The 22,724-nt window shown below is 70.7% G+C and carries 17 protein-coding genes; 8 read left to right on the top strand and 9 right to left on the bottom strand.

Going from position 1 to position 22,724, the window contains the following annotated elements; all coding sequences use genetic code 11:
- Positions 1-68: 68 nt before the first annotated feature.
- Together ACFQ9Z_RS34365 and ACFQ9Z_RS34360 are read right to left on the bottom strand one after the other, a co-directional pair.
- Positions 69-1,172, bottom strand: a complete 1,104-nt coding sequence (locus ACFQ9Z_RS34365) for a DegT/DnrJ/EryC1/StrS family aminotransferase (RefSeq protein WP_383029237.1) — start codon at positions 1,170-1,172, stop codon at positions 69-71.
- A 543-nt stretch (positions 1,173-1,715) separates the two neighbouring features.
- Positions 1,716-2,711, bottom strand: coding sequence for an ArsR/SmtB family transcription factor (locus ACFQ9Z_RS34360; RefSeq protein ID WP_383029235.1), 996 nt, complete (start codon positions 2,709-2,711; stop codon positions 1,716-1,718).
- A gap of 925 nt (positions 2,712-3,636) precedes the next feature.
- On the opposite strand from ACFQ9Z_RS34360, the gene ACFQ9Z_RS34355 reads away from it, so the two are divergent.
- The 3 genes from ACFQ9Z_RS34355 to ACFQ9Z_RS34345 all read left to right on the top strand — a co-directional run bounded on the left by ACFQ9Z_RS34355 (position 3,637) and on the right by ACFQ9Z_RS34345 (position 8,641).
- Positions 3,637-6,348 (top strand): hypothetical protein, encoded by a 2,712-nt coding sequence (locus ACFQ9Z_RS34355; RefSeq protein ID WP_383029390.1) that lies wholly within the window; start codon positions 3,637-3,639, stop codon positions 6,346-6,348.
- A gap of 338 nt (positions 6,349-6,686) precedes the next feature.
- Entirely contained in the window at positions 6,687-8,243 is a 1,557-nt protein-coding gene (locus ACFQ9Z_RS34350) for a protein kinase (protein ID WP_383029232.1), read from the top strand.
- Between the two features lie 323 nt (positions 8,244-8,566).
- Positions 8,567-8,641 carry a 50S ribosomal protein bL37 gene (locus ACFQ9Z_RS34345; RefSeq protein WP_099504217.1) on the top strand — a complete coding sequence of 25 codons (75 nt, stop codon included), beginning with the start codon at positions 8,567-8,569 and terminating at the stop codon, positions 8,639-8,641.
- A 271-nt stretch (positions 8,642-8,912) separates the two neighbouring features.
- Here ACFQ9Z_RS34345 and ACFQ9Z_RS34340 read toward each other — a convergent pair whose 3' ends face one another.
- The 4 genes from ACFQ9Z_RS34340 to ACFQ9Z_RS34325 form a co-directional block, all read right to left on the bottom strand.
- On the bottom strand, positions 8,913-9,944 hold the full coding sequence (locus ACFQ9Z_RS34340) for a LacI family DNA-binding transcriptional regulator (RefSeq protein ID WP_383029228.1): 1,032 nt from the start codon (positions 9,942-9,944) through the stop codon (positions 8,913-8,915).
- 74 nt (positions 9,945-10,018) lie between these two features.
- Positions 10,019-10,855 (bottom strand): ATP-binding cassette domain-containing protein, encoded by an 837-nt coding sequence (locus ACFQ9Z_RS34335; protein ID WP_383029225.1) that lies wholly within the window; start codon positions 10,853-10,855, stop codon positions 10,019-10,021.
- Positions 10,852-11,847, bottom strand: coding sequence for an ABC transporter permease (locus ACFQ9Z_RS34330; RefSeq protein ID WP_383029222.1), 996 nt, complete (start codon positions 11,845-11,847; stop codon positions 10,852-10,854). The genes ACFQ9Z_RS34335 and ACFQ9Z_RS34330 overlap by 4 nt, the downstream gene beginning before the upstream one ends.
- Positions 11,848-12,005: 158 nt before the next feature.
- Positions 12,006-13,028, bottom strand: a complete 1,023-nt coding sequence (locus ACFQ9Z_RS34325) for a sugar ABC transporter substrate-binding protein (protein WP_383029218.1) — start codon at positions 13,026-13,028, stop codon at positions 12,006-12,008.
- Positions 13,029-13,285: 257 nt separating this feature from the next.
- On the opposite strand from ACFQ9Z_RS34325, the gene ACFQ9Z_RS34320 reads away from it, so the two are divergent.
- Positions 13,286-14,248 carry a carbohydrate kinase gene (locus tag ACFQ9Z_RS34320; protein ID WP_383029216.1) on the top strand — a complete coding sequence of 321 codons (963 nt, stop codon included), beginning with the start codon at positions 13,286-13,288 and terminating at the stop codon, positions 14,246-14,248.
- A 214-nt stretch (positions 14,249-14,462) separates the two neighbouring features.
- A complete protein-coding gene (locus tag ACFQ9Z_RS34315; protein ID WP_383029214.1) occupies positions 14,463-14,756 on the top strand; it encodes a putative quinol monooxygenase in 294 nt (97 codons plus the stop codon).
- A gap of 115 nt (positions 14,757-14,871) precedes the next feature.
- Here the strand turns inward: ACFQ9Z_RS34315 and ACFQ9Z_RS34310 are convergent, their stop codons facing one another.
- Positions 14,872-15,870: a LacI family DNA-binding transcriptional regulator gene (locus tag ACFQ9Z_RS34310; RefSeq protein WP_383029211.1), complete on the bottom strand. Its 999-nt coding sequence runs from the start codon at positions 15,868-15,870 to the stop codon at positions 14,872-14,874.
- A 268-nt stretch (positions 15,871-16,138) separates the two neighbouring features.
- Here ACFQ9Z_RS34310 and ACFQ9Z_RS34305 point away from each other — a divergent pair, with 268 nt between their 5' ends.
- The 3 genes from ACFQ9Z_RS34305 (at position 16,139) to ACFQ9Z_RS34295 (ending at position 20,768) form a co-directional block, all read left to right on the top strand.
- Entirely contained in the window at positions 16,139-18,670 is a 2,532-nt protein-coding gene (locus tag ACFQ9Z_RS34305; protein WP_383029208.1) for a GH32 C-terminal domain-containing protein, read from the top strand.
- 406 nt (positions 18,671-19,076) lie between these two features.
- Positions 19,077-19,268, top strand: a complete 192-nt coding sequence (locus ACFQ9Z_RS34300) for a hypothetical protein (protein WP_383029204.1) — start codon at positions 19,077-19,079, stop codon at positions 19,266-19,268.
- A gap of 306 nt (positions 19,269-19,574) precedes the next feature.
- Positions 19,575-20,768, top strand: coding sequence for an alcohol dehydrogenase catalytic domain-containing protein (locus ACFQ9Z_RS34295; protein WP_383029202.1), 1,194 nt, complete (start codon positions 19,575-19,577; stop codon positions 20,766-20,768).
- A 188-nt stretch (positions 20,769-20,956) separates the two neighbouring features.
- Here ACFQ9Z_RS34295 and ACFQ9Z_RS34290 read toward each other — a convergent pair whose 3' ends face one another.
- Together ACFQ9Z_RS34290 and ACFQ9Z_RS34285 are read right to left on the bottom strand one after the other, a co-directional pair.
- The gene (locus ACFQ9Z_RS34290; RefSeq protein ID WP_383029199.1) at positions 20,957-21,970 is read right to left on the bottom strand and encodes a YihY/virulence factor BrkB family protein; all 1,014 of its coding nucleotides are present in this window, start codon (positions 21,968-21,970) and stop codon (positions 20,957-20,959) included.
- Positions 21,971-22,168: 198 nt separating this feature from the next.
- A complete protein-coding gene (locus tag ACFQ9Z_RS34285) occupies positions 22,169-22,588 on the bottom strand; it encodes a CBS domain-containing protein (protein WP_383029197.1) in 420 nt (139 codons plus the stop codon).
- Positions 22,589-22,724: the final 136 nt, after the last annotated feature.

Raw genomic sequence — 22,724 nt, 5'->3', positions numbered from 1 at the left:
CTCGTAGGTTTTCGGTGTGTCGACGGTCCGTGTGCGGGTGGGCGTGTCGCCCCCCCGGCGCGTAGGCATCAGAGGGACTCCTCGATCCGCCGGACGACGTAGCGGATCTGGTCCTCGCCGAGCAGCGGGTGCAGTGGCAGCGAGAGGATTTCCTCGGCCTGCTGCTCGGTGACCGGGAGCGCGCCGCCGGCCACGTCCACGCTTCCGTCGAGGGCGGCCGGCTGACGGTGCACGGGCACCGGGTAGTGCACGGCCGTCTCGATGCCCGCGGTGCGCAGGCGCGCGCGGAGTGCGTCGCGGTTTGCCACGCGGATCACGTAACGGTGGTACACGTGTCCGTCGTCGCCGGCCGGGGTGGTCAACGGCAGCCCGGACAGTTCCTCGTCGTAGAGGCGGGCGAGGTCGCGTCTGCGCCGTGTCCACTCCTCGATGTGATCGAGTTTCAGGTTCAGCAGGCGCGCCTGCAGCGCGTCGAGGCGGGAGTTCTCGCCCCACCGCACGGCGGTGTCCCGGTCCCGCAGGCCGTGGCTGCGCAGCAGCCGTATCTCGGCGGCGAGGTCGGGGTCGTCGGTCACCACGACTCCGGCGTCTCCGCAGGCTCCGAGGTTCTTCAGCGGGTGCAGACTGAAGCAGCCCGCGGCGCCGAACGTCCCGACCGGGACGCCGCCCACCGCGGCGAGCACGGCCTGCGCACAGTCCTCGATGAGCGTCAGACCACGTGCCGCGCACAGTTCGCGCAGCGCGTGGACGGCCGCGGGCAGGCCCCGTAGGTGTACGGCGACCACCATCGTCGTCTCCGGTGTGATCGCCTTCTCGACGGCGGTGACGTCGATGTTCTCGTCACCGCGGACATCGACCAGTACGGGTCGCACGCCCTCCGTGACCATCGCGCCGACCGTCGCCAGGAAGGTGTTGGCGACGGTGATGCCTGTTCCCCGGCGGTCGAGGCCCAGCGCCCGGATGGTCAGCTTCAGCGCATCGGTGCCGGAGCCCACGGCGACCGCGTGCGCCGCGCCGTGCAGCCGGGCGAACCGGGTCTCGAACTCGGTGACGTCGTCGCCGCCGATGAACCGGCCGGAGGCGAGGCCTTGGGCAAGCGGTGTGGCGAAGGCCGCGAGCAGCCGGCCGTTCTCGGCGTCCACGTGCGCGAACGGCACGCGGAGATCAGACATGGCTGCCCCCGGCAGCCGATCGGTGTGCGGGACGCACGGTGCGTGCGAGGGTGACGGAAGTGCTGCGGTGCATGACGCTTTCCCCCTGCGAGTGTCGACGCCGTGGTCACGGGCGTCGGCCCGGGTCGTCGATCAGTCGGTCTCGTTCTCGATGTGGTGGGCGGTCGTCCGGGCCGTCCGGACCGGTGCCTGCGCCGGTGCCGCTCGGAGGTCGGCGCCGGTGGCCCGTCTCGGCCGACGGCGGCCGGTGGCGCTGACGGCGTCTGCGGCGCCGGCGTGTGCCTGCGGGCTCCGGCCCGTGCCGGCGCCTGGCCGGGCGCTGTGGCGGCCTTGCTGTCTCACTCCACTCCCCCGTGACGTGCAGGCGCTTCGAACGATCGTGCTCAGGGTCCGGGAGTGGGGCAACGAATTCGATGCTGCTCGAAACGTCCCCCGGTTGGCCGGCGTTCCGGGGACCCGTGCGGGACTTCGGGAGGATCGCGGCCGCCGCCCCGCTCGTGCGGCCGGCGCCGGCGCGATCGCTCCCCGCCGGGGGGACAGGCCCTAGTGCAGTCTTGCCCGGTCTCCGTCGAGGAGCCGGTGGCCGATGGGTGTCGCCGAGTGGCGCACGTGCTGTCCTTCCCGGTGGCTTGTCACCAGTCCGCCGTCGCGCAGGACGGTCAACTGGTAGCTCGCGCTCGGCAGCGCTATGCCGACGGCTGAGGCGACTTCGGATGTGCTCCGGGGCCGTCCGCGGGCGACCTCGGTGAGAACGGATGCCCTCGTGCGGCCCAGCAGGCGGTCGACCCGGCTGTCGTTCTCGGGGACGACGTCGAGAGGCCGTGCCGTGACGGGGTAGACGAGCACGGGGCCGAGGGTGGGATCAGCGAGGGCTGTCGGCCTGCCCCAGCAGAAATAGGAAGGGACGAGGAGCAGTCCGCGGCCTTCCAGACGAAGGTCCCGGTCGGTGGGGTAGTCCACTTCGAGTACGGGCGGGCGCCACTGGGCGAGCGGGCGCAGACTCTCCAGCAGGGCGCGCACGCCGCCGTCGAGCAGGACGCGGGAGCGCGTGTCGACGTCGTCCCCGATGGCTTTTCGGATGTGGTCCCAGCGCGGTTCGAGCAGGGCCCTGCTGGAGTCCTCGAGGACCTTCGTCAGCAATCGCATACCGCGGCTTCCCGGCCGGCCGAGCTCTGTGGTCCAGGGAGGGAGCGGAGTGGTCACGCGAAGTCTGGCCAGGTCGCGGCGCAGCCGGTCGGGAGGGGTGGCCCGCACCTCCTCCAAAGCGGCGGGCAGGCCTCCTTCCGGGACGGAAGGAGTGAGGAAGTCCGGAATGTAGCCGACCGGGGGAACGAGTGTCCGCAGGGCGGACACGGCCTGGTTCGCGGCCGGATTCCCGGCCAGCCGCTCACGCACCGAGCGGCGCCATGCGCCGAATTCGAGCGGCCCCTGCTGTGTGGCGGACCGGCACGTCGCGCAGATGAGTTCCCACAGCGGCTGGGGACGGCGCGAGATCCGGATGTTCTGCAAGTCGCGGGAGGTGAAATGGATACGGAGCATTCGGCCCTCTTTCGTGCTGCGTGGGGGGGGAGCCGACGAGTGGTGCGCCGAGGACCGGCGCCTCGGCCGTCACTGACGGTTCCCGAGAGCGCCGCGGCAGGCGGCACCGCCTCCTGGCCCGTCGGTGCGGTCGGCGCCCGGGCACTCGGTCCGCGTGACCGGTGGTTTCCGGCCGAGGTCATGCGCGTCCCGGCGCCTCCTGTGACTGCCGCGCGTCGTGTAGCCCGACGCGGTGCCGGTCACGCTGACGCGGACCTTGTGGTCGCGTCCGCGCGCGTCCTTGGGTTCCGCCTGGCCCCCACCCGGAGACACACTTCCTTCGCGCACGTCCAGCTCGCGCGGGACGGCTGAGCGGTATCCGCGGCCCCGGCAGCCGCGCCGTACGTTACGACCAGACCGAACACCGGTGCCGTGACGAGTACCGAACGCATCGAGCCCCCCGTGTGCGCGTTTCGCTTGCCCAGGACGGTTCTCTGGGCCTCGGCTCAGGGATAGCCGAGATTCTTTGTTCGGTGTCCGGACCGGAGCGGTGAACAATCAATCGCGGAACATCACGTCACGGCCCGTCGGGACGAGCCGTCCGGGCGGTGGCGGCTTCCTGCGTGAGGCGTCCTCCGCTGGACCGGGGAGCCGGCTACCGCCGAGCCGGACGGCGGGAGCCGGGCCGAAAGTCGTCGCCCCGCCACCGGTGACCTCCGCAGGCCACGACACTTGTGGCGGAACAGGTCCGATCGGGGGGAAAATGCCACGTAAAGAGTCACCGCTTCCCGAGGGCGACGGCCCGGTTGTGCGGTTCGCGGCGGAGCTGAGGGAACTTCGCCGGGCAGCGGGCGGGCCCTCCTACCGCGATCTCGCGGCACGGGCGCACTATTCGGTGGCGACGCTGTCGAGTGCGGCGGCGGGCCGGAGGCTGCCGTCCTTGGAGGTGACCCGGGGATATGTCGGCGCCTGCGGCGGCGACGTGGAGCGGTGGGAGGCCTTCTGGCACACCACGGCCGCCGCCGTCGCTCTCGCGGAGGACTCGGCGGAGGACGCCGCTCCCCCACCGGATCAGGACGACTCGCCGTATCCGGGGCTGGCCTCCTTCGGCTCACGGCACAGCCGGTTCTTCTTCGGGCGCGAACGAGTGGTCGAGCAGTTGCGGAGGCGGCTCACGGACCAACGGTTCATCGCCCTGTTCGGTGCCTCGGGAGCCGGTAAGTCCTCGGTGCTGGACGCGGGGCTGTCACCGTACCTGCGAGCCGAGGACCGGGCCGTCATCACGCTCACCCCAGGTGCTCGGCCGCTGGAGGAACTGGCGGTGCGTCTGGCGGGTCATGGTGCCACCACGCCAGGACGTCTCCTCGAGGAGCTGCGGGCGCACCCCGGGAACCTGCACCTCCTGCTCCGTCAGATCGTCGCCGAGACACCCGGGCGGGCCGAAGTCGTCCTCATCGTCGACCAGTTCGAGGAACTCTTCACACTCTGCTCCCGCCGCGAGGAACGTGACCACTTCATCGAAGCTCTTCTCCTGGCCGCCCGCGCCGAGAACAGTGCGTGCCGCGTCGTCCTGGGAGTCCGGGCGGACTTCTACGCCCGCTGCATCGCCCACGTCGACCTCGCCAGAACCCTGGACGCGGCGATGGTGACGCTCGGCCCGATGGACTCCGAGGAACTCCACCGAGCCATCTGCCGTCCCGCGGAAGTGGTCGGCTGCCGAGTCGAAGGGCGGCTGCTGGCCTACCTGATCGCCCACGCCCAGGACAACGCCGGGATGCTCCCGCTGCTCTCCCACGCGCTCCGGGAGACCTGGAGGCACCGCCGGGGCACACTGCTGACGATGGAGGCCTGCCGGAGTGCGGGATCCATCGAGCACGCCCTGACCCGCACCGCCGAACGCTTCTACCAGTCGCTCAGCCCGCGGCAGAAGGAGGCAGCCAGGCATCTGTTCCTGCGGCTGGTCGCCGTAGGAGAGGGCGTCGAGTACAGCAAGCGCCGCATCGGCCGCTTCGAGTTGTCCCCCGATCCGGACACGGTGGCGATCGTCGAACGGGCCGCCGTTGAACGGCTGATCACCGTGGACGGCCAACACGTGGATCTGACGCACGAAGCTCTCATCCGCTGGTGGCCGCGACTCGGTGGATGGCTCGCGGACGACCGCGAGCTTCTGCGCACCCGTCGGCAGCTGACGGAAGCGGCCGCGACCTGGGCGCACCTGGAGCAGGATCCGGGCGCCCTGCTACGAGGCACCCGGCTGGAGGCGGCTCGTCCTCTGGCCCGGGCCGAGGACGCGGGCCTCACCGCACGCGAGAGGGAGTTCCTCGAGGCAAGTCTGGCAGCGGAGAGCGCGGAGCGGACCGCCGCGACCCGGCGCAAGCGCCTACGGCGTCTGCTGATCACCGCGTCGGGGGTGCTGCTCGCCATCTCCCTGGCCACCTCCGTCCTCGCCGTGCACGCCGACCGCGAGGTCACGGCCCAGCGCGACGAAGCCGTCGCCCACAACGCGAGCACGGCGGCTACCGCGCTGTCGCGCAGGTCACCGGGCCTCGCCACCCAGATCGCCCTGGCCGCCTACCGGCTGCAGCCCGGCCCGCACAGCCGCGACGCGCTTCTCAGCACACTGATGTCCACGTGGACCGCGCACCGGGCCGAGATGTACGCGATGGACGTCAGCCCGGACAGCGGCATCCTGGCGACGGCGGGACGGGACCGCACCGTGCGCCTGTGGGACTTGCGCACCGCACGGCACCCCCGCAGGACAGCCCTGCTCACCGGCCACAGGGACGCCGTCTACGCGGTCGCCATGCACCCGCGCCGTCCCGTACTGGCCAGCGCGGGAGCCGACGGAGCCCTGATCCTGTGGGACATCACCGACCCGCACCGGCCCCACCGGCTCGCCACCTTGCGGACGCACATGAAGACGGTACGCGCGCTCGCCTTCAGCCCCTCCGGGCAGACCCTCGTCGGCGCCGGCAGTGACGGGGACGTGGTGCTGTGGAACACCCGGTCCGTCAGCAAGCCCGTCCGCGGCGTCAGTCTGCGCGGCCATCAGGACGAGGTGCGGTCCGTGGCGTTCAGCGCGGACGGACGGCTGCTGGCGAGCGCGGGGGGCGGAGACGAGCGCGTCATCCTCTGGGACACCACGTCTCCGGCCCACCCCGTCGAGCGCGCGGACTGGCAGGCGCACAGCACGACCGCTCTCTCCGTTGCCTTCAACCCGCGCACCGGCGTCCTCGCCACGTCCGGCGGCGGGGACCGTCCGGTGAAGCTGTGGCGCGTCGCTGGGACGCACCACCCGGTGCTGCTCGCCGCGCTGGACGGGCCCACCGACGTGGTCGGCAGCGTCGGGTTCAGCCCGGACGGCCGCCTGCTGACGGCGGGTAGCGACGACCGCACCGCCCGGATCTGGCGAGTGCCGCCACACGGGCGGCCCCGGCGAGAGGCCGCGCTCACCGGATTCGCCACCGCGGTACTGGGCTTCAGGTTCACTCCGGACGGCAAGCAGGTGGTCACCGGGGTCTTCGACGGGACCACCCATACGCTGCCGGCCGACTTCGGCCGGGCCCTCGCCCACGCATGCACGTACGCGGGCCAACCCCTCACTCGCGAGCAGTGGCGACGCTACCTGAGCAAAGTGCCCTACCGTCGGCCGTGCTGACGGCAGGGCGGCTGCTCCCGGCCGCCGGGGTCCCCCCGACCCACCCCCAAGGCCAGGAGCGGGTGCTGCCCCGGCGTGTCGCACCGACGGCCACCCTGCGCGTGGTAGTGCCGACACGACAGTTCCAGCGCGCATGTTTCAGCTCACCGGCACACGCATGCCGGAGGTACGAACGCCGGTGGAGGACGCCGTCGCCCAGGCACGGCAACCAGCCGAAGCCGGCGTGCCGGAATTCGTGAGACCCGGATCATGCCCCGAGCGCCGACTTCGTCCGGATACCCGAGACAGGTGGGGGTACCCGCCCTCGCAGCACGACCCTTGGTCGAGTCCGGTACGCGGTGACAGCAACGGAGAATCACGTGAAGGCCCGCCGATCAGCAGTCTCGCCCGCGCCCGCCTCGGTTCCAGCAGAGGAGCAGTCCGCCCGAGTCCTGTCAGACCGCTACCGGCTGGACAGGAGGATCGGATCGGGAGGCATGGCCGACGTCTACGAGGGCGTCGACACGCGTCTTCGGCGGTCCGTGGCCGTCAAGGTCTTCCGGCCCGGCCCCGACCCGCAGATCGAGGACCGTCTCACCGCGGAAGCCGTCCTCCTCGCCCGCCTGCAGCATCCCGGCCTGGTCACCGTCTACGACGCCGGCCGCGACGACGACCGCACCTACCTGGTGATGCAACTGGTCAAGGGCCCGACACTGCGCAGCCTCCTGGCGGGTGGTGCACTGCCTGAGCGGCGTGTGGTGCGGGTGGGCGCCGCTCTCGCGCGGGCGCTGGCCTATGTCCACCGGGCCGGCATCGTGCACCGCGACGTCAAACCGTCGAACATCCTCCTCGATGCGGCCGGTGATCCTCACCTGGCCGATTTCGGCATCGCCCGCCTGGCCAACGCGACCCGCCACACGGCACCCGACGTCCTGATAGGCACCGCCGCGTATCTGGCACCGGAGCAGGTCGCGGGCAGGCGGGTCGGGCCGGCTGTAGACGTCTACGCGCTGGGCCTGGTCCTGCTGGAGAGCCTGAAAGGCGAACTGGAGTACGCAGGCACCCCGTTGGAGGCGGCGGTCGCCCGCCTCCACCGCCCGCCCGAGGTCCCTGCCTGGCTCCCCTCGGACCTCGCAACCCTGCTGCGGGCCATGACGGCCCAGGACCCCGAGGCCCGCCCGGACGCCGAGAGCTGCGCCGACATCCTCGCCTCCCGGCACGCCGGGACCGCGGCGCATCCGTTGCCGCATCCGGCTTCCTCCGAGGTCTCCCTTCCGGCGCCCCGGGCCGCTCGCCCCGACGCGGACGAGCACGTACGGACGGAGGAGGTGGCGGTCACCCGCCAGAACCGTGCGGGCGGCCCCCGCCACAGCCGTCGCCGGGCCGTGGGGACTGCAATCGCCGCACTTTCCGTGGCCCTTGGCACGACCCTCACCGTCGCCACGGCCACCAACGGAAGCGGCCGCGCCGAGGCCGCCTCGCCCGCCGTGCCCCCCGCGCACCAGCCCTCCCGCACGGCGAGTCCCGAAAGCAGGTCCGGTGCTCTCCCACCGGCCGGCTCGCAGCACACCCGGCCCGCTTCCCGGACGATCGACACGTCAGGTCCGGCCGGTGCGGCGACCGGTTCTCATGCCGAGCCCGCCGTCAGGACATTCGCCGCCTCGGGCCTGGCTGCCACGCCGACCGGATCCCACACCAAGCTCCCCGCCAAGGGTCCGGGCTCGTCCCACCGGACAGCCCCGAAGCACCGGGCACCGGCTGGGCATCACGGCGCAGACCCGCGCGAACCCGCGCGGCACCACCCCCGGGGCGCGGACGACCGCACCGGCCACGCCGAACACGGTGGCCCGAAGCCGAAGCCGCCCGCAAAGACCGGCAAGTCCCCGCATCACCCGACGCGAAAGGGCCAGGACTGACGCCCAGCGGGTCAGGCACCACTGGAAGATCAGGCACGGCGGTGGTGCTCGTCAAGAGGCTGTTCACGGCCCTCCGCGCGTCGCAGACCGAGGACCAGGCCCGTATCCGACACTCCGCCACGGTTGCCGGTCACCGGCGCTGACGACGCCGGAAATCCGCGCCCACGTCGCTGTCCGGAACAGCCCCATGCCCACCACCACGGCGACGGCTCCCGGAACAAGGGCGGCCCAGTCCCGACTGGTCAGGTCGCTGATGCGGGCGTCCCGGGCTGAACCTAGACTGACGGAGGCGTCAGAAGCCTCCAGTGAGGGAGATGTGCACCATGGCCAAGCGAGGCAACAAGCGACGCGGCCGCAAGAAGAAGAAGGCGAATCACGGCAAGCGCCCCAACGCCTGAGCCAACCTGATCGGACGGCTGGGGGTCCCCTGTCTTCACCGCCCGGATCGAGGTCGAGGACTGGGATCCCCGCGACGGTGCGGGAGCAAACCGCGATGACAACGCCGTAGCGGCGAGCTGATCCAGCGACGGCCCGCGAACCGCTTGCCCTCCGCGGCCAAGGACGGATCTCCGCTGCCGGCGAGGCGAACCCCGAGCAACCGGTGGGCCTCGGCGACATGGCCGAGGCCCACCGGCGACTCGCGTCGGGCTCGGACGGCGGCGCCCCCGGTCATGCCTCCCGCGTGCCGGGCGCCGGTTGCTCGCCCGATCCACGGACGATGAGTCGGGTGGGAACGGTGAGGGTGCGGGCGCGGGTGCGGTCGCCGTCGAGCCGCGCCAGGGCGGTGGTCGCCGCCGTTCTGCCGATCTCCTCAGGGTCCTGGGCGACCACGGTCAGGGCCGGCTCGAGTACACCGGCCAGCGATACGTCGTCGAAGGCGACGACGGCCACGTGCTTGCGCTTGCTGCGGGCCAGTTCGGCGACGATGCCCATGGCGACGATGTTGTTGCCGGCGAACAGGGCCGTGGGCGGATCGGCCAGGTCGAGGAGCTCGGAGGTAGCGACCTCGGCGCCCTGCTGGTCGTGGGCATTGGTGACCAGGGAGCGGTCATAGGGGATGCCGGCTTCCTGCAGGGCCGACCGGTAGCCGGCCAGGCGTTCGCGGCGGGTGTACAGCTTCAGGGGCAGGTCACCGATGAATCCGATGCGCCGGTGCCGGTGGGCGATGAGGTGGGCGACGCCGTCATGGGCGCCCGCACGGTTGGAGCTGACGATGCTGTCGGTCGTGAGGCCGACACCGGGCCGGTCGAGGAAGACCACGGGCAGCCCCACCGCGCGGTGGGACTTCAGGTGGGAATGGTCGGCGCCGACGGACGGCACGACGATCAGGATGCTGACGCGTCGGGCGAGGAACTTGTCGGTGAGGGCGCGTTCGCGGTCGGGGTCGTCCGCGGAGGAGCCCACGAGCAGGGTCAGTCCGCGTTCACGGAGGGTGTCCTCGATGGCGCGGGCCACGGCTCCGAAGAAGGGGTTGGCCAGGTCGGGGATGATCAGGCCGATGGTGGTGTCAGGGCCGCCGACGCGGATGTTGCGTGCCATGAGGTTCGGCTGGAAGCCGAGCTTGGCCACGGCGGCGAGCACCTGTTCCCTGGTCTGCGCCGAGACGGGTCCGTCCTCGTTGAGGACACGGGAGACGGTCTTGGCGCTGACACCGACCTCTCGGGCGACGTCAGCCAGGGTGGGGCGGCGGCTCGCTGCCATGGGAATCCGTCTCCTGTACTCGTCGGTTCCGGCCGCGGCCCCGGCCGGAACCTGTGAGTGCTTCAGTCGTCTGATCAGGTGGCCTGGACTCCCGCAGCCTTCAAGGCCTCGGAGTCCGCTACGACAGTATCTCCGGCCTCGTCGATGCTGAGCGCGCCGGTCATGATGGCGACGACCTCGGCCATGGAGTAGTCGGAGGGTTTGATCAGGGCGGCGCGCCGCCCCAGCCGGTGGACGTGGATCCGGTCGGCGATCTCGAAGACATGGGGCATGTTGTGGCTGATCAGGACGACCGGCATGCCCTTGTCGCGGACGCGGCGGATGAGGTCCAGGACCTGGCCGGACTCCTTGACGCCGAGAGCGGCGGTGGGCTCGTCCATGACGACGACGCTGCGCGCCCAGGCGACGGCGCGGGCGACGGCAACGGCCTGCCGCTGGCCCCCGGAGAGGGTCTCGACCGCCTGGGTGAGCGACCGCAGGCCGATCTTCAGGTCGGCCATGTGCTCGGCGGCCTCCTGACGCATCCGCTTCTTGTCGAGCATGCGGAAGGCGCTGCCGAGGAGGCCGGGGCGGCGCAGTTCGCGGCCGAGGAACATGTTGGACGCGATGTCCATGGAGGCCGCCACGGCGAGGTCCTGGTACACCGTCTCGATGCCGTGGGCGCGTGCGCTCTGCGGTCCGGTGAACTGGATGAGCTCGCCATTGAGGCGTATCTCGCCGGCGTCGGGGACCACCGCGCCGGTGAGCGCCTTGATGAGACTGGTCTTGCCGGCGCCGTTGTCCCCGATGACGGCGAGGACCTCGCCGGGCAGCAGGTCGAAGTCGGCGCCGTCGATGGCGGTGACCTGACCGTACCGCTTGACCAGACCACGGGCCTGCAGAACGGGCGTGGGAGAGGTGGTGGCGGTCATCGGGCCTTCTTCCGGGAGATCTGGTCGACGGTCACCGCGAGAATCACCAGAACGCCGGTGATCAGGGTCTGGTAGATGGAGGCGACGCCCATCAGTTGGAGGCCGTTGCGGAAGACACCGACGATGAGGACGCCGATGAAGGTGCCCAGAACCGAGCCGCGTCCGCCGAAGAGGCTGGTGCCGCCCAGAACGACGGCGGTGATGCTGTCGAGATTGTCGGTCTGCCCGGCCTGCGGGTCACCGACTCCGGTGCGGGAGATGAGCAGCAGGGCGGCGATGCCGTAGAGGAGTCCGGCCACGGTGTAGATGCCGATGGTCAGACGGGAGGTGCGGATGCCGTTCAGCCGTGCCGACTCCGAGCTGTTCCCCAGAGCGTAGACGTGACGGCCCCAACTGGTGCTGCTCAGCGCGTAGGCCAGCAGGAGGAACAGGGCGATGGTGACCAGGGAGCCGTAGGTGATGTCGGTGTTGCCGAGCGGGAAGGTCTGCCCGAGGGCGGTCAGCGGCCCGGGCAGGGTGGTGACGGTCTGCTCCTCGGAGTAGATGTGGGTCAGCGCGAACGCCACGTTGAGCATGCCGAGGGTGACGATGAACGGCGGCAGCGGGACCTTCTGCACCAGCGCTCCGTTGAGCAGGCCGAAGCCGCCGCAGACGGCCAGACCCAGAGCGATGGCGGCGAGCGGCGGCAAGGAACCCTCGGCCGCCGTCTTGGCGATCACGATGCTGCCGAACGCCATCACGGCACCGCACGACAGGTCGATGCCCGCCGTGAGAATGATCAAGGTCTGCCCGATCGCGAGCGTCCCGACGACCATCACCTGCTGCACGATCAGGGAGAAGTTCCCGCCGGTGAGGAACTGATCGGTCGAGAGGGCGAAGAAGGCGCAGGCGAGAAGGAGGGCGACCAGGGGGCCGGTAGTCGGCGCCGTGAGCAGTCTGCGGGCCGTGCTCGGTGCTTTGAGCTCCGAGTACGGCGTGGTCATGGCTGTCATGCGAAGTCCTTGTCGGAAGACAGAAGGCCTTGCCGGCGGAGGGGAGGAACCCTGCCGCCAGTACAAGGGGGGCGGACATCCCTGCGAGTCGGAGGGGCGCTGGGGGTCGGCTGCGCCGCTGAGCGGAGGGGTGTTGTCGTACGGTCCTCGGCAGCGGCTCAGCCCCAGCACTTCTCCAGGCCGTAGGCGGTGTCCTTCGACGTGATCCCGTCCTGTGCCTTGTCGGTGATCAGCGTTACGCCGGTGTCGGTGTAACCGGACGCCTTCTTGCCGTCCTTGGCGTATGTCACGACGGCCTTGACGCCCTCGGCGGCCATGTTCAGCGGGTACTGCTGGGACGTCGCAGCGATTTTGCCGTCCCTGACGCCCCGGGTCCCGGTGCAGCCGCCGTCGACGGAGACGATCAGCACGTCCTTCTCCCGGCCCTTGGCCTTGAGCGCGGTGTACGCGCCCAGTGCGGCGGGTTCGTTGATGGTGTAGACGAGGTTGACGTCGGGGTCCTTCTGCAGGCAGTTCTCCATGGCGGTCTGGCCCTTGGCCTGGTCGCCACCGGTGTCCTGGGAACAGACGATGGACGGGTCCCCGTCCTTGACGCCGAAGCCCTTCAGGAAACCGTTGTGCCGCTGGACGCCGACGGAGACGCCCGGTGCGAGATCGAGGGTGGCTATCTTGGCCGTCCTGCCCTTCATCGCGGCCTTGGCGTACGCGCCGATCAGCTCGCCGGCCTTGAGGTTGTCGGTGGCGAAGAGCGCGTCCACCGCGCTCTCCGGGTCGGTCGGGGTGTCCAGGGCGACGACCAGGACGCCCTTGGCGCGGGCCTTAGCGAGCGCGGGCACGATCGCCTTGGAGTCGCTCGGGGTGATCAGGATGCCCTTCACACCGGAGGCCACCATGTTCTCGACAGCCGTGACCTGACCGGCGTTGTCACCATCGAACTTACCTGCGGCGGTGAGCAGTTGGGCGCCGTTCTCCTTGGCAGCCCGCTCCGCGCCCTCCTTCATCTTGACGAAGAACGGATTGGTGTCGGTCTTGGTGATCAGACCGATCTTCACGCTCCCGGAACCGGAGCCTGTGGAGCCCGTTCCGGAGCCGGAACCGCAGGCCGTCAGCGTGAGAGCCGCGACGCCCGTGACCGCGGCGGCCCTGAGGAGGGAGGAGGACAGGCGAGTGGTGCGAGGCATGGTGACTCCTGTGCGTGGCGAGTAGGGCGGCCGGCGTCGAGGCAGGGCGCCTTCGGAATGTCATCGTTGACTCATGTCATCGTTGACACCCGATGGCGAGGATGATGGACTCCGTCTCCCGGCAACGTCAATGCCTTCCACTCGTCACAAATCGGCAACATCCATGATCGTCAACCTTCGCGGTGCCGGTCAGCGCCCGCTTCGCCACGTGGTCCCGTTGTCCGACTCTTCCGAGCCCTTCCGAGAGTGAGCAGCCCATGAGCCCGCGTCAGATCACCGTTCTGGGGGAATGCGTCGCGGACGCCTTCACCGAACCCGCCAGCCCTTCGAACGAACTCGCGCTGCGGGTGCTGCCCGGCGGCGGACCGGCGAACACCGCGGTGGCCCTGGCCCGGTTGGGCACCCAGACCCGCTTCCTCGCGCGCCTGTCCGACGACGTGTTCGGCCGCCTGTTCCGAGCCCACCTGGAGGTATCCGGCGTGGACCTGTCGTACGCCGTCGCCGCCACTGAGCCCAGCACCCTGGCTGTGGCGGAGCTGGACGGCGCGGGGCAAGCCGCGTTCTGGTTCCATGCGCAGAACACGGCTGACTGGCAGTGGACTTCAGAGGAACTGGCAAGGGTGGATCCGTCGGAATCGGCCTGTGTGCACACCGGGTCGCTTGCGCTGGTCAATGAGCCTGGAGGGACGGTGGTCGAGGAGTTCCTGGCGGCCGCCGCCCCGCAGACGACCATCAGCATCGACCCCAATGTCCGGCCGCTGCTGGTGCGTCCCGAGGTCTATCGCGCCAGACTGCGGCACTGGTGCGGGCTCGCGGACGTACTGCGGCTGAGTGAGGACGATCTGGAGCTGCTCCTGCCGGGCGCCTCACCCGAGCAGGCGTGCGACACCTGGCACGCCGCGGGAGCGCGGCTCGTCGTGATCACGCTCGGCGCTGACGGCGCCCTCGCTTCACTCGACGGCGAACGACTGCGGGTTCCCGGGGTGAGCACACAGGTGGTCGACACGGTCGGCGCGGGTGACTCCTTCACCGCCGGCCTGCTGCACCACCTCGGGGATCGGGGACTTCTCGGCAGCCGGCTGACCGGTCTCGGTCTCGACGAAGTCGCGGAGGCATGCCAGTTTGCCACCCACGTTGCTGCCCTGACCTGCTCGGTTGCCGGCCCCAACCCGCCGTGGCGGAGCGAGTTCGCCCGGTTCGCGGCCGTCAACGGGGCATAGCGGGCGGTCGGGCCGCGCCGGGGCAATCACGTGCGAGGCGTTGACGTGTCGGCCGAACCACACCCATCATCGGGGCCACTTGATGTCATCGATGACACAAGTCGACGATGACTGACCGCGGTGGTGTGGACGACGCAGCCGACGAGTCCCACTCGTCGGTGCTACTCGGCTCCTACCGCAACTGATCCCCGCGATCACGAAGGACGAAATCACCATGAAGAAGACTTTGCTCGCCGAGTTCACCGCGCGCGAGGGGGCGCAGGACGAGGTCGCCCGCTTGCTGCTGGCCTACGGCCGGAAAGTGCGGGAGGAAGACGGCAACCTCGCCTTCGACGTCTACACCAAGGCATCCAGTCCGCGCGCCTACTGGATCTTCGAGGTGTACCAGGACGAGGACGCCTTCCAGCAGCACCTGGGGGCCTCTTACGGTGCCGAGTTCAACACCGCCCTGGCCCCGCTGATCGAGGAGGACGCCTCCGTGCTGACGTTCCTCGATCCGGTGGCCTGACCCGCCCCGGGCGGCGCCCACCGGCCGTGCTCCGGCGGCGTGCCACTGATCACCGGGGTGCGGCCGGGAGTCGGTCCCGCTTTCCTGCCGTTCTCAGAGGTAATGGCCAAAAGGGTCAGCCGGCCCGCAGCCCCGGAGGAATCTCTCCGGAGCCCCGGGCCAGGTACTGGGTCCGCAACACGGTGCAGGGCGGAATACCGCCGTCCCCGTCGAGCAACGCGAACGCCGCCCGGGCCGCAATGGCACCCATCCGCGCAGGATCCTGGGCGACCACCGACACCGGCGGGTCGAGCAGGTCCCCGAGCGGAAGGTCGTCGAACCCGACATGGGCGACGAGCCGTTGCTCCCCGCGGTCCTGCAGGGCGCGACGCGCACCGGTGGTGAGCAGGTTCTGGGCGGTGAACAGCGCGGTGGGCGGATGCGGCAGCGCGAGCAGGCGCTGCGTAGCCTGCTCCCCCTGCTCCGCACCGGCGAGTCCACGGACCACCAACGCCGGGTCCACCTCCCCGCCCATGGCCTCGGTGTAGCCGGCCAGTCGCTCCCGGGCCGTCCACAGATCGGGGCGATCGCCGAGGAAGGCGATCCGGCGGTGCCCCAGCGCACGCAGCCGACTCACGGCCCGGCGCGCCCCGCCCCGGTTGTCCGCCACCACGCTGCGGGCAGCGGGTACCTCCAGCGGCCGGTCGACGGAGACCACGGGGGTGCCCTGGGCGCACATCTCGGCCAGCGCCGCATCCGTGCCGCCCGAGGGCATCACGATCAGCGCGTCCACGCGGCGGCTGCGGAACGCCTCGATCACGGCGAGCTCGCGCTCGGCCGACTCGTCGCTGCTGCCGGCCAGCACGAGGACTCCCCGCGTCACCGCAGCGTCCTCCACCGCCCGATGCAGCACCGCGGCGAACGGGTTGGCGACGTCCGCCATTATCAGGCCGACGGTACCGCTGCGACGGTCAGCCCGCCGCAGGCTGCTCGCGGCGGCGTCGCGGCGGTACCCCAGACGGAGAGCGGCCGCCGTGACCCGCTCGGCCACCTCCGGACGCACCCCCGGCGCACCGCTGAACACCCGGGAAACGGTGGCCAGTCCCACCCCCGCGGCGGTGGCGACGTCTCGCATGGTGACGGTTCGCTGCCGCGCCCCGCCGTCTCCGACACCCACCGCGCGCCCTCCGGCGGTACGCGTCCGGCCGCAGCGCAGCGGCCGGACTGCCTTTGCCGCGCCTCTGGACACGGCGGTAACGGGCCCATACTCTCACCGGAAACGTTTCCAGGAAACGTTTCCGAAACACTCGCGGTTTCGATCTCCCGGCCCGACGCACCGCCTGCCACCCGGAGCGGTCCGTCCAGGCGACTGCCTGCACCGCGCCTTCGCGAAGGAGTCCCTCGTGCCTGTACCCGCCCGCCCTCGCCGCACGGCGCTCACCGCTCTCGCCGCCGCGGTCTGCCTCGGCCTGACCGCCGCCTCGCCCGCTGTCGCCGGCACCGCCCCGTACGACGAGACCTACCGCCCTCAGGTGCACTTCACCCCGGCGAAGAACTGGATGAACGACCCCAACGGGCTGATCTGGTACAAGGGGCAGTACCACCTCTTCTACCAGTACAACCCGCAGGGAAACACCTGGGGCCACATGTCCTGGGGCCATGCCGTCAGCCCCGACCTCGTGCACTGGAAGCAACTGCCGCTGGCGCTGCCCGAGGACGATGAGGAGATGGTCTTCTCCGGCAGTGTCGTCTTGGACAAGGACAACACCACTGGCTTCGGCACTCGCAAGGACCCCGCCCTGGTCGCCGTCTACACCAGCGCCTACCAGCACGTCGCCAAGCAGGCCCAGTCACTGGCCTACAGCACCGACGGCGGCCTGACCTGGACCAAGTACAGCGGCAACCCCGTCCTGGACATCGGCTCCGCGGAGTTCCGCGACCCCAAGGTGTTCTGGTACGCCCCCACCCGCAGCTGGCGCATGGTCGCGGTCAAGGCCACTGAGCACAAGGTCGCCGTCTACTCCTCGCCCGACCTCAAGAGCTGGACCCACCTCAGCGACTTCGGCCCGGCCGGCGCCACCGGCGGTGTGTGGGAGTGCCCCGACCTGTTCGAGCTGCCCGTCGACGGCGACCCCCACCGCACCCGATGGGTCATGGTCGTCAACCTCAACCCCGGCGGCCCGGCGGGCGGCTCCGGCGCCCAGTACTTCACCGGTGCCTTCGACGGCGCCACCTTCACCCCCGACGACGGCCCCTACACTCCGCCGTCCGGCAACGTGCTGCAGGACTTCGAGAGCGGCACGTACGGCGACTGGTCCGCCACCGGCACCGCCTTCGGCAGCGCCCCCGCAACCGGCACCCTGCCCGGACAGCAAAGCGTCACCGGCTTCACCGGCCAGGGACTGGTCAACAGCTTCCTCGGTGGTGACGCCACCACCGGCACCCTGACCTCCCCCGCCTTCACCCTCGACCGGCCCTACCTCAACTTCCAGGTGGGCGGCGGCAACCACCCGCGCATCGACGGCGCCGGCGACGGCGCAGCCCCCGCCGGCGACACCCTGGCCGACTTCGAAGGCTCCACCTTCGGCGCCGGGTGGACCACCACTGGCGACTTCGCGGGCACCGGCCCGCGCCGCGAGAAGCTCGACGGCAGTCTCGGCGACGGCGTGCTCGACACCTTCGCGACCGCCGATGACACCGGCGACCAGGGCACCGGCACCATCACCTCCCCCGAATTCGCCATAACCCGCAAGTACATCGATTTCCTCATCGCCGGCGGCAACCACCCACAGAACGGCGACGCCCCCACCGCCTTCAACCTGCTCGTCGACGGCAAAGTGGTGCGCACCGCCACCGGGAAGGACTCCGGCACCATGGACTGGACCTCCTGGGACGTCGGCGACCTGATCGGGAAGAAGGCCGTCCTGCAGGCCACCGACCGCAATACCGGCGGCTGGGGCCACATCATGGTCGACAACGTGGTCCTCTCCGATCACGCCGCCCCGCCCATCGACCGGCAGACCGCCGTCAACCTCGTCGTCGACGGCAAGGTCGTCCGCACCGCCACCGGCGGCGACAGCGAGGCACTGGACTGGAACTCCTGGGACCTGAAGGACTTCCAAGGCAGACAGGCGCGGATCCAGGTCGTCGACCACGCCACCGGCGGATGGGGCCACCTCCTGGCCGACCGTTTCACCCTCGCCGACGCTCCCGCTCGCAGCGCCCTGCAGCGAGCTCACTGGCTCGACCACGGCGCCGACTTCTACGCCGCCGCCACCTACAACGACACCCCCGGCGGCAAGCGCGTCATGATCGGCTGGATGAACAACTGGGCCTACGCCAACAACATCCCCACCAGCCCCTGGCGCAGCGCCGACGCCTTCCCCCGCGAACTGACCCTCGCCTCCTCCCCCGGCGGCGGGGTGGCGCTCGTCCAGAAGCCGGTCAACCGACTGCGGGCGCTGCGCGACGGCGACCCGGTAAGCGTCCCGGACACCACCGTCACCGACGGCACCCACCCGCTGCCAGCCTCCGGCAGCCCCGTCGAGATCGAGGCGCGGCTCAAGCCCGGCACCGCCCCGCAGTCCGGGATCGACGTCCGCGTCGGTGCCGGGCAGCGCACCCGCATCGGCTACGACGCCGTCACCGGCGAGCTGTACCTCGACCGCACCGTCTCCGGGGATGTCTCCTTCGCCGACGGATTCGCCGCCGTACACCGCGCCCCTGTCTCTCTCGAACACGGCGCGCTCGACCTGCGCATCGTGGTCGACGCCTCCTCCGTCGAGGTCTACACGGCCGACGGCCGGGCCGTCCTCACCGACCAGATCTTCCCCGACCCGTCCGCCACCGGGATCGGGGCGTTCGCCGACGGCGGCACCGCGGCTCTGCCCAGGCTCAAGGTATGGAAGCTCAAGTCCGCCTGGTCCTCCCGCTGAGCCGGCCTGCCCGCCGAACCTCCACGGCGCGCATCGCCGGGCTGCCGGAGCGGCACCTGGTGGGAGGTGGGCGGGCGTGGGCGCGATGCGGCCCACGCCCGCCAGCGGCCTTTGAAGGGTGGTGTGTTCAGTCGCCCTCGGTCTGCCGTCTTGCTCGTCGCTGTTCGGCTTCCCGTCGGCGTCGTGGCCGAGCGCGACGAGGGCGTCGCGCAGCCGGTGGCCAGTAGACGACCGCACGCCGGCGAATCGTGAGGGAGGGGATCCGGCCCCATCTTCTGCTCGCTCACCTCGTACACGAGGCCGGTGCCGTGGCACTGCGGGCAGGCTCCCTGGACGGTGTCGGCGGGGAAGTCCTCGCAGAGAGCATCGGCAGATCGTCCGGGTGGTCGCCGGCCGCGAGTAGAGCATGCGCATCAGGGACGAGAGCGTGGTGATGCTGCCCGCCGACGAGCGGGCGCTGCGCCCTTCGTGCTGCTGCAGGGCGACGGCCGGGGGCATCCCGGTGATCGAGTCGACGTCGGGGACGCCGGCCTGGTCGATCAGACGCCTCGCATACGGGGCCACCGACTCCGAGCAGCACCGCTGCGACTCCGCGTAGAAGGTGCCGAAGGCGCATCACCCGAACGACGGCCTGGACGGGCGAGGGCTTCTGGGGAGCGGACGCTGCTGCGTCGGTCGTCCCTCGAAGCCGACAACGCGCGGACCTGCACAGATGGAGATGCATGCTTCGCCTGGAGCGTTGCACGCAGCGTCAGTGCGATCGCACGCGGGCATGGAGGATCCGATCCCGGCGTGCGTGCCTTGGGTGGCAGCCCTACGTTGGGAAAGCCGAGGTCACAAAGCTACCGAAATCACCGCCGGCACTTCCTTGGCCGAGTCGCCCTGGATCAAAGAGGAGATCGTCATGCCCAGCAGCAACCGCGCCGTCGTCTTCAATAGCCCGAGAGACATGCGCGTCGAGTCTCTCGACTTCCCGAAGCTTGAAATGCCGAATGGGAAGAAGGCCCCGCATGGCGTCATCCTCAGACTCGTCGCCACCAACATCTGCGGTAGTGACCTGCACATCTACCGCGGGTCCTTCCCGGTGCCCCAGGGCATGGTGATGGGGCACGAGATGACCGGCGAGGTCATCGAGGTCGGCCCCGACGTCGAGTTCCTCAGTGAGGGCGACCTCGTCTCCGTCCCGTTCAACGTCGCCTGCGGCCGATGCCGCAACTGCAAGGCGCGCCGGACCGACGTCTGCGAGACCACCAACCCCAAGGTGGACTGCGGAGCGTACGGCTTCAACCTGGGCGACTGGGCCGGCGGCCAGGCCGAGTACCTGTTCGTCCCGTACGCCGACTTCCAGCTCCTGCGCTTCCCGGACAAGGACCAGGCCATGGCGAAGATCCGTGACCTGGCGGTGCTCTCGGACATCCTGCCCACCGCGTTCCACGGTCTCATGGAGGCCGGTGCCAAGGTGGGCTCGACCGTGTACATCGCCGGCGCCGGCCCGGTCGGCCGCTGCGCCGCAGCGGCGGCGCGCCTCCTAGGGGCGTCCTGCATCATCGTCGGCGACCACAACAAGGACCGCCTGGAGCTGGTGAAGAACAACGGCTGCGAGACGATCGACCTGACCCAGGACGCAGCGCTCACCGACCAGATCGAGGCCATCCTGGGCGAACCCAGGGTCGACTGCGCGGTCGACTACGTCGGCACCGAGGCACACGGCCTCGGCAGCGAGGCCGAGGACATGGACCCGGCCTACGCCATCAACCAGGTGATCGACGCCACCCGCGCGGGCGGAGCCACCGGAGTCATCGGCGTCTACGGCCCCGACCCGCTCGCGAAGTCGAAGGCCGAGCAAGAGGGAACGTACCCGATCGACTTCGGCAAGGCCTGGATCAAGTCGCCGCGGATCACCGCCGGGCAGGCACCGATCATGCACTACAACCGCGAACTGATGATGGCGATCCTGTGGGACCGCATGCCCTACTTGAGCGCCATGCTCAACACGAAGGTGATCAGCCTCGACGACGCCCCCGAGGCCTACGCGACCTTCGACACGGGAGTGCCCCTCAAGTTCATCATCGACCCCCACGGCCTCATTCCCGCCTGAGGCCCGCCCTCCCCGGCCCGCAGTCCCCCTTCGGGGAGGCTGCGGGCCGGACCACCTGCCTTTGCCGACGCATCGGACGGCAGCCCGGTCAGGGGGTCGTCCCCGGGGCCGTCCGGAAGCGCCGGTGGACGCTGAGGTTCCCGGGCGGCAAGGCCCCCGAGGGGAACGAGGAGTGTCATCGGCTCCCGTCAGGGGGCCGGGTGGCCCTTGTCGCCGACGGCGGGCGGCGGGGGCTTGCCGAAGTGGACGGAGATCTTCTCAAAGCCCTTGAAGGACTCGGCCGTCGCGTACGAGCGGTAGGCGCGCAGGTCGCCCTTGGCGAGGTGGACGCGGTCGGTGAACGGCGTGGCCAGGCTGCGGGGCCACAGGCGCAGGAAGCGCACGGCGATGATCTCGGCCGTGACCAGGTAGACCACGGCGGCCAGGTAGACCCACGCGAGCAGTCCGAGCACGATGCCGAACATCCCGTAGGTCGCCGTGGCGCCCCGTAGCACGTGTCCGACGTAGTAGGAGCCGCCCCACTGGAGCACCTGCCAGGCGCACGCGGCGCCCAGCGTGGGGCCGTACACGAAGCGCAGCGGAGGCCGGCAGGGGGTCATGATCCGGAAGCTCAGCATCAGTAGCGCTGCGTTGACCGCGATGCCCGCGACGCCGACGACGACCCGGACACCGACCGCGAGGCTGGTTCCGAAGATGCCGGCGGCGGATTCCGCGGCGGACAGCGCTGTCGTCAGACCCAGGCCGACCGCGAGCAGCAGCAGGAAGCTCAGGCCCCGCACCCGTGAGCGCAGGGGGTCGGGGCGTGCGTGTCTCGGCACGGCGAAGATCTTGTTCAGGGCGTGCTGGACCGCCTGGGCCACCCCCAGGGAGCCGTAGAGGCTGCCGATCACGCCCACCGCGAGCGCGGCGCCGCTGCCGTGGAACGAGTGGACGTTCTGCCCGAGCTGATCCCCGATCACGGGGAACTCGCCGAGCGCGGAGTGCAGGACGGAGTGCTGGAGCCCGGGGTTGCCGTGCAGGGCGCCGCTGAGGATCGCGACGAGGAGCAGCAGCAGCGGGAACAGCGAGACGAAGCCGTAGTACGTCAGCAGTGCGGCGAGGTACGTGGCCTGGTCGTCGAAGAACTTGTACACGACCGCGACCGGCATGCCCGCCCACCGGTGGCGCCGTTGGTATCGGTCCAGCCGGGCCAGCACGTCCATGTGCCCCTCCCACACCTCGGGCGGGTCTCCGTGACCGTGGGGGACGCCGCAGCATCCCTGTGCCCCCGCTCGCGCGGTCCCACACCGCCGGCGCCCTGGGCCGTGTGCGACGGCGTGCCCGCACGGCGCGCGGGTGCGCGCCGGTACGGGCACGCCGTGCTCCTGTCGTGCCGGTGCGGCGTACCGGGCCGGTGTGGGCTACTGGTTCGGCCTGGCCGCGCTGATGTCGCCGAGCGCCGACTCGGAGTCCCGTTCGATCGCCAGGTCCCCGAGCGAGATGATGCCGACGGGGTGGCCCTGCTCCATCACCGGGAGGCGGCGGATGGAGTGCTCGCGCATGATCCGTGCCGCCCGGTCGAGATCCTCGTCTGGGGTCACCGTGATCACATCGCCGCTGAAGGCGGACGCGACGGTCCGCTGCTCCGGGTCGCCGCCCTCCGCGAGGGCGCGCACCACGAGGTCGCGGTCGCTGACGAGGCCGCGCAGCTCGTCGTCCTCGATGATCAGTACGACCCCGATGTCCTCGTCGCGCATCTTCTGCGCCACCGCCGTCACCGACGCCTGCGGTTCCACGGCCACCAGCCGGCTGGTCATGATGTCACGTACATGTTGAGCCATGACGCCTGCCTTTCGCGCTTCTGTATCCGGCGCACACTGCGCTGGCGTCGGCCGGGTACCCGGCGCCCGTCGCATGGCACCCGGTGCGGGCACCGGGTGCGCGATGATCGATGACGTGGGCCCGCTGCGGACGTCG

The sequence above is a fragment of the Streptomyces sp. NPDC056580 genome, from assembly GCF_042793175.1.
In the GTDB taxonomy this organism is placed as follows: Bacteria; Actinomycetota; Actinomycetes; order Streptomycetales; family Streptomycetaceae; genus Streptomyces.
This window is presented reverse-complemented; position numbering and strand designations above follow the sequence as displayed.